We start from the raw sequence: 5,807 nt of genomic DNA, 5'->3' as shown, positions 1-5,807 counted from the left end.
GGGGGGGGGGGGGGGGGGGGGGGGGGCGGGGGGGGTGGGGGGGGTTTGGTGGCGGCGGTTGGTTTGTGGCGGTGGTGGGGGGGGGGGTGGGGGGGGGGGGGGGGGGGGGGCGCGGGGCCCCCCCCCGCCCCGTCCGGTGTTCTGCTCAGGCGCCGTCCTGCAGGCGCCGGCCGGCGTCGGTGGCGTCGTCCTTCACGTCGCTCGCGCGATCGGCGGCCTCCGCCTTGACGGTCTCCACCGAGTCCTGGGCCGTCTCCTTGACGGCCTGCACGGCATCCTGCGCCGGCTCCTTCAGGTCCTGCGCGATCTGCTTGCCCACCTCGGCGGCTTCGTGCAGCATCGGCTGGGCGGCGTCCTTGGCCGCCTCCGCCAGCTGCTGCTCCTTCTCGCTCGCCGGGATGAGGGAGGCGGCGAGCCAGCCGACGCCGAAGGCGATCAGGCCCACCGCGAGCGGGTTGCCCTCCGCCTTCGCCACCACCCGGCGGCCGGCCTCGGCCGTGGCGTCCGCCGCGTCGCCGATCCGGTCGCCCGCCGCCTCGCCGAGCGAGCGGTGCGCGGAGTCGTCGGAGCCCATCACCCGCTCGGTCAGCGAGTGGAAGGCGCCCTTCACCTTCCTGGTCTGGCGGTGCGCGATCTTGCTCGGCGTCACCTTGTCGGCCAGCGCGTCCACATCGCCGCTCAGGTCGCGTCGAGTCGCCTCGATCTCGGCGCGGATCACATCGGGGTCGTCACTCATCGGTTCTCTCCGTTTCGTTTCAGCGTGTCCGGGATCTCCTTGACCGTCTCGACGGTCCGTGGCATCCCTTGCACGGTCTTCAGCTGCTTTCGGCCGACCAGGTAGAGGATCAGCGCGATGATCGCCCAGATCACGGCGACGATGACGCCGGACCAGGCGTTGCCCACCAGGTATCCGAGCGCCCACCAGAGGGCGATCGACAGGAAGAACACCGCCATCAGCGCCGCGTAGCCGGCGCCTCCGAGCATTCCCGCGCCCTTGCCTGCGCGGGTGGCGGTCTGCCGCAGCTCCGCCTTGGCGAGCTCCATCTCCTGGCGGATGAGGGTCGAGAGGTCGCGTGACACCTCGGCGAGCAGGTCGCCGAGCGAGGTCGTCGCCGCCCGCTCCTCCGAGGGGGTGGGTTCGTCGGTCACAGCGGGCCTCCCGCGGTGGTGCCCGGCACATCCGTGCCGCCGGCGATGGTGCCGCCGGGGACGGCGCTGCCGCCGGCCGTTCCCTCCGCAGGGGGGAAGGCGGGGGCGGGGACGCCGGTCGCGGTGGTCGGGGCGGAAGCGGTGGTGCCCCGGCCGCTCAGGTCGCTCGTGCTCGTGCTGGAGCTGCCCGCGCTGCCGGCGCTGCCGGCGCTGCCGGTTCCACCGCCGCCGCCGCTGTCGCCTCCGGACGCGAGCGCCCTGGTCAGGCGGCCGGCGAGGGCTCCGGCCACCGCGGCTGCGGCGATGAAGGTGCCCGGATTGCGCCGGGCGTACGACTTCACCTCCTGCAGCAGCGAGCCGGGGTCGCGCTCGTCCAGCCAGCCCGCGACCGCCTGCGTGCGGCGGGCCGCCTGCCCGACGAGGTCGCTCGCGACGCCCTGCGCCTCGGACGCGCTCGCCATCTGCTGCAGCTCGTCGCCGATCGAGCGGAGTCCGCTCGCCACCCGCTCCTGCTGCAGCGCGGCCTGCTCGCGCAGCTCCTGCTGGGTCTGGCGGTACAGGTCCTTCGCCTGCTCCTTCGTCTCCTGTGCGACGTTCGCGGCCTCGTCCTTCGCGACGGCGGCGACATCCTTGCCGGCGTCGACCGCGGAGTCCGCGACGCGGCCCGCCTCCTGCTTGGCGGCCTGAGCGGTGCCGCCGGCGCCCTGACCGCTGCTGCTGCCGCCGAGGCCGCCGCTGCCGCTCGTCCCGCCGCTGCTCATCCCGCCCGACGTGACGGGCTCGTCGTGGGTTTGGCGTGTGCTCTCGAAGATCGGAGTGCCTTCGGCGTCGCCATCCGAGATCGTCATGCTCCGGCTCCCTTCCGTTGGGTTTCGTTCGTGGTGACGTCCATCCAGACCCGGGAAGAGAAGCGGGCACAGCCGATTGACAGCGAGCCCGAGAGCGGGGATAAGCGGGTTAGGAGTGTGCCATCGCCTCGGTAGGCTGAAAGGAGTCCCGATCACGAGCGCGAGTGGAGTCGCCGGAATGAGTGCTGCGCGCATCCTCGCCCTGGACATCGACGGCACCCTGATCGGCTCCGACAAGCGCATCCCGGCCTTCACCGGGTCGGAGGTGCGCCGGGTCGTGGAGGAGCACGACGTCCGCGTCGTCCTGGTCACGGCACGCGGCCCGCAGTCCACCGCGATCGTCGAGGAGCAGCTGGGCGTCGCCGCCTCCTACTGCACCTTCGGCGGCGCGCTGGTCTGGGCGCGGGAGCCGGACGGCGCGTTCACCGAGCTGGCGGAGACGCCGCTGGAGGCGGGTTTCGTGCGCGAGGCGCTCGCCATCGGTGCAGGGCACGACGTGCACGCCGGGGTCTACACGCGCGACGAATGGCGCGTGAACCGGCTCGACTACTGGGGCCTGCGCGAGGCGCGGAACACCGCGGTCTGGCCGGACGCGATCGACGCCGCGCTGACCGCCCCGGCGGGAGCCGACGTGTTCAAGGTGATGTTCCGCGGCGAGGCGGACGAGCTGACCGCCCTGGAGGTGCGGCTGCGGGCGATCGCATCCGGGGTCTTCGTGCACCGGGTGCGGAACGTGATCGAGCTCGTCCCCGCGTCCGCGGTGAAGCTTCCCGCGCTGCGGATCCTGCTCGGTCATCTCGGCGCGGACCTGGCGGAGGTCATCGCGTTCGGCGACACCCTCTCCGACCTGGAGCTGCTCGAGAACGTGGGGACCGGCGTGCTGATGGGCAACGCGGCGCCCGAGCTCGGCGCCGCCGCGCACGTGGCGAGGACGCTGAGCAACGACGAGGACGGCATCGGCGTGATGCTGCGCGCGCACTTCCCGACCGCGCGCCCGTTCCGCCCCTAGTCCCGTGCCCGTCGCGGGCGTTCTCACGCGGGGCGCCCCGGCGTACAATCGGTCCACCGCGAGGGGAGGTCGGGATGGGCTGGTTCGGCGCCCGGCGCGCTCAGCCGCGGCCGGAGGCGGTGCTGCGCGAGGACGATGCGCTCGGCAGGATCGGCCTGCTCGCCGTGCTCGAGGAGGCGGTCGCGCACCTGGACCGCGCGGAGGACCTCCTCGAACGCTGCTCCCGCGGCGCGCCACTGCGCGCCTCGGACGCGCGCACCGGGCTGGCGCTGCGCGTCTCGTTCACGCAGCTCTCGCGCTGGATCGAGACGATGCCGTGCCCGGACGACCAGCTGCTGCTGCGCGATCAGGCGGCCTGCCTGCTGCGCTACTACCTGCTCATGGTGGCGACGGCGCTGGACGCGGCCTTCGTCCCCGCCGGCGGCCGGCACATCGCGATCCGGGCGCGCGGGCCGGAGCACGGGACCCCCGCGATGAGCCTGGTCGCGCTGCGCGACGAGCTGCGCGATTCCGCCGCCTGAGGCGCACGCCGGATCAGCGCTGCAGCCCGCCTCCCGAGTGCACGGGCACGCCGTTCAGCGAGTCGACGACGGTCGCCGTCCCGAAGCCGATCAGCGCCGCGGCGATCACCGCGAGCAGGATGGAGACCGTGACGGCCTGACGTCGACTCATGTTCCCCCCGGATGAGCAGGCCCGCCCCGCGCGACGCCCTGGGAAACACTAACGCCTCGGCGACCCTCCGGCGCTATCGATCGCCGTCCGTGTCACGCCCGCAGGAACTCCAGCAGGTGGACGGCGAGCGGAGCGGCCTGGACGTCGTGCGTCTGGCCGTCCACCAGGGCGTAGTGCCCATCCGGCGCCGCCTCGGCGAGCCGTTCCGCGCCGAAGCGCAGGAACTCCGGGCTCGCCCCGCCGGCGAGGGCCAGCAGCGGGACGGCGAGCGCCCCGGCCCGCTCGACGGGGACCCTGCTGTCGCCGAGGGCCGCATCGTCGTAGCCGAGCGTCGGCGCGATGGCCAGAGACTGCTCCCAGCCGGGCGAGCGGCGCATCCCCTCGATGCCGGCGTCCGGGACGCCGACGCGGCGCAGGAACAGCTCGACCGCCGTCGCGCGGTCGCCCTCGGCCAGCGCCGCGGAGAGCGCCGCCGTGTACGCCGCCGCGGCGGGGATGGCGGGCTCCGGCATGAACGGCGGCTCGTACACCGCGATCTTCGCGACCCGCTCGGGACCGAGCGCCGTCGCCGCCGCGAGCGCGAGCGCGCCGCCGGAGGACATCCCGAACAGCGTCGCACGCCCGCCTGCCGCCTCCACCAGTGCCGCGATGTCCTCGACCTCGCGGTCGACCGCGAACGGGGCCGTGTCCGTGCTCGCGCCGCGCCCGCGCCGGTCGTAGAGGACGACGCGCGCCTCGCTGGAGAGCGCCTCGGCGATCGGCCGCATCGGTCCGGCATCGCGGAAGCACATGGCACCGTCGACGAGGACGATCGCGGGGGCGTCCTGCGGCCCGAGGATCTCGTAGGCGATCGCGGTGCCGTCAGGGGAGGTGAGGGAGGTCATGGTCGCGTTCCTTCGCGTCGAGGGTGGGAGTCGTCCAGGTGGTCGTGCAGGAGGTCGAGTGCGGCGGAGAAGCCCTCCGCGACGCCCGCGCGGAACGCTCGATCGCGGTCGAGGTCGTCCAGCCAGCGCAGCACGGCGCGGAACCGTGCGCCGGGCCCGTCCGGGCGGAGCGTGATCGTTCCGAACGCGCCGGGCCGCTCGTCGGTGACGTCGCCCTCCGAGGTGGAGGAGCGCTCCAGGTAGGTCAGGCGTTCGGGCGGGACGACCTCCTGGTAGACGGCCCTCGCCCACACCTCGCGGCCGGTTCGGACGCTGCGCAGACAGTAGTGCCAGACACCGCCGGGACGCACGTCCGCGGTGCAGTGGACGACCGGATGGCCGGGAGGCCCCCACCAGCGCATCAGCTCGTCCGGCTCGGTGAGCGCGCGCCAGAGGCGCTCGGGGGAGGCGGCGAACGCGCGCTCGAGCGTGAGCGTCCTGCCGTCCCTGGTCACGGTCGTTGCGCCGGTCACGCGGACGCTCCGCTCTCGTCGGCGAGCAGCGCATCCAGCCGGTCGAGACTGCCCGTCCACAGGTCGGTGTAGTCGATCAGCCACGCCTGCAGCCGCTGAAACGCGGCGACCTCGAGCCGGCAGCGGCGCCACTGCGCCTCGCGGTGCCGGGAGATCAGCCCGGCGTTCTCCAGGACGGTCAGGTGCTTGGAGACGGCGGGCATCCCGGCGCCGATGCTCTCGGCCAGCTCGCCGACCGTCGCATCGCCCGCGCGCAGCTCGGCGACGATCCGCCGCCGGACGGGGTCCGCGAGCGCGCCGAACACCGCGCCGATGTCCGCGACTGTACTTTCCATATGAGGAAAATACGCCCGGACGATGCGCGGCCGCAAGGGGCCGGAGGGATCCGGCTCAGCGGCCGCGGCGCCTGCGCAGCCCGAAGCCGATCAGCACGCCGCCTCCGATGGCCACCAGCACGCCGATCCCGCGCACCAGCCACTGCACGTCGCCGGTCGCGGCGTCGACCAGGAGCGGGCCGGCCAGGCCGATCACCACGAGCGCGATGCCCACGATGAAGAACCACGGAGACCCGTTCGTGCGCTCGACCATGCTCCGAGCCTACGGGACGCCCCCGGCACACGAGTACGCAGAAAGTGCCCCGGAAACCGCCGAGTACGCAGATTCTCTGCGTACTCGGCGGGTGGGGGCGGGTGGGGGCGGGTGGGGTCCGGGGAGGGTCAGGGGCGGGCGTAGG

At 73.9% G+C, this 5,807-nt stretch carries 10 protein-coding genes; 2 read left to right on the top strand and 8 right to left on the bottom strand.

From position 1 onward, the window contains the following. Positions 1-145 precede the first annotated feature (145 nt). Genes ACTHMF_RS15275 through ACTHMF_RS15265 form a run of 3 tightly spaced genes read right to left on the bottom strand, consistent with a single transcriptional unit; the run spans position 146 to position 1,997 of the window. Positions 146-736 (bottom strand): DUF3618 domain-containing protein, encoded by a 591-nt coding sequence (locus ACTHMF_RS15275; protein ID WP_440318764.1) that lies wholly within the window; start codon positions 734-736, stop codon positions 146-148. After that, positions 733-1,149, bottom strand: a complete 417-nt coding sequence (locus tag ACTHMF_RS15270; RefSeq protein ID WP_314149155.1) for a phage holin family protein — start codon at positions 1,147-1,149, stop codon at positions 733-735. The genes ACTHMF_RS15275 and ACTHMF_RS15270 overlap by 4 nt, the downstream gene beginning before the upstream one ends. Next, a complete protein-coding gene (locus tag ACTHMF_RS15265) occupies positions 1,146-1,997 on the bottom strand; it encodes a hypothetical protein (protein ID WP_440318762.1) in 852 nt (283 codons plus the stop codon). The genes ACTHMF_RS15270 and ACTHMF_RS15265 overlap by 4 nt, the downstream gene beginning before the upstream one ends. Before the next feature lie 178 nt (positions 1,998-2,175). Between ACTHMF_RS15265 and ACTHMF_RS15260 the strand changes: the two genes are divergently transcribed. Both ACTHMF_RS15260 and ACTHMF_RS15255 read left to right on the top strand, forming a co-directional pair. Then, entirely contained in the window at positions 2,176-3,006 is an 831-nt protein-coding gene (locus tag ACTHMF_RS15260) for an HAD-IIB family hydrolase (RefSeq protein WP_440318760.1), read from the top strand. A 74-nt stretch (positions 3,007-3,080) separates the two neighbouring features. Continuing rightward, positions 3,081-3,527: a hypothetical protein gene (locus ACTHMF_RS15255; RefSeq protein WP_440318758.1), complete on the top strand. Its 447-nt coding sequence runs from the start codon at positions 3,081-3,083 to the stop codon at positions 3,525-3,527. A 13-nt stretch (positions 3,528-3,540) separates the two neighbouring features. Here the strand turns inward: ACTHMF_RS15255 and ACTHMF_RS15250 are convergent, their stop codons facing one another. From ACTHMF_RS15250 to ACTHMF_RS15230, 5 genes are all read right to left on the bottom strand, one after another. Then, positions 3,541-3,678: a hypothetical protein gene (locus ACTHMF_RS15250; protein ID WP_314148774.1), complete on the bottom strand. Its 138-nt coding sequence runs from the start codon at positions 3,676-3,678 to the stop codon at positions 3,541-3,543. A gap of 92 nt (positions 3,679-3,770) precedes the next feature. Then, a complete protein-coding gene (locus tag ACTHMF_RS15245; protein WP_440318756.1) occupies positions 3,771-4,562 on the bottom strand; it encodes an alpha/beta fold hydrolase in 792 nt (263 codons plus the stop codon). Continuing rightward, positions 4,559-5,074 (bottom strand): SRPBCC family protein, encoded by a 516-nt coding sequence (locus ACTHMF_RS15240; protein WP_440318755.1) that lies wholly within the window; start codon positions 5,072-5,074, stop codon positions 4,559-4,561. Before ACTHMF_RS15240 ends, ACTHMF_RS15245 begins: the two co-directional genes overlap by 4 nt. Further along, positions 5,071-5,409: an ArsR/SmtB family transcription factor gene (locus tag ACTHMF_RS15235; RefSeq protein ID WP_440318753.1), complete on the bottom strand. Its 339-nt coding sequence runs from the start codon at positions 5,407-5,409 to the stop codon at positions 5,071-5,073. The genes ACTHMF_RS15240 and ACTHMF_RS15235 overlap by 4 nt, the downstream gene beginning before the upstream one ends. 55 nt (positions 5,410-5,464) lie before the next feature. Continuing rightward, entirely contained in the window at positions 5,465-5,662 is a 198-nt protein-coding gene (locus tag ACTHMF_RS15230) for a hypothetical protein (RefSeq protein WP_314148778.1), read from the bottom strand. Positions 5,663-5,807: the final 145 nt, after the last annotated feature.

Source organism: Leifsonia sp., assembly GCF_051955155.1.
Taxonomy (GTDB): Bacteria; Actinomycetota; Actinomycetes; order Actinomycetales; family Microbacteriaceae; genus Leifsonia.
This window is presented reverse-complemented; position numbering and strand designations above follow the sequence as displayed.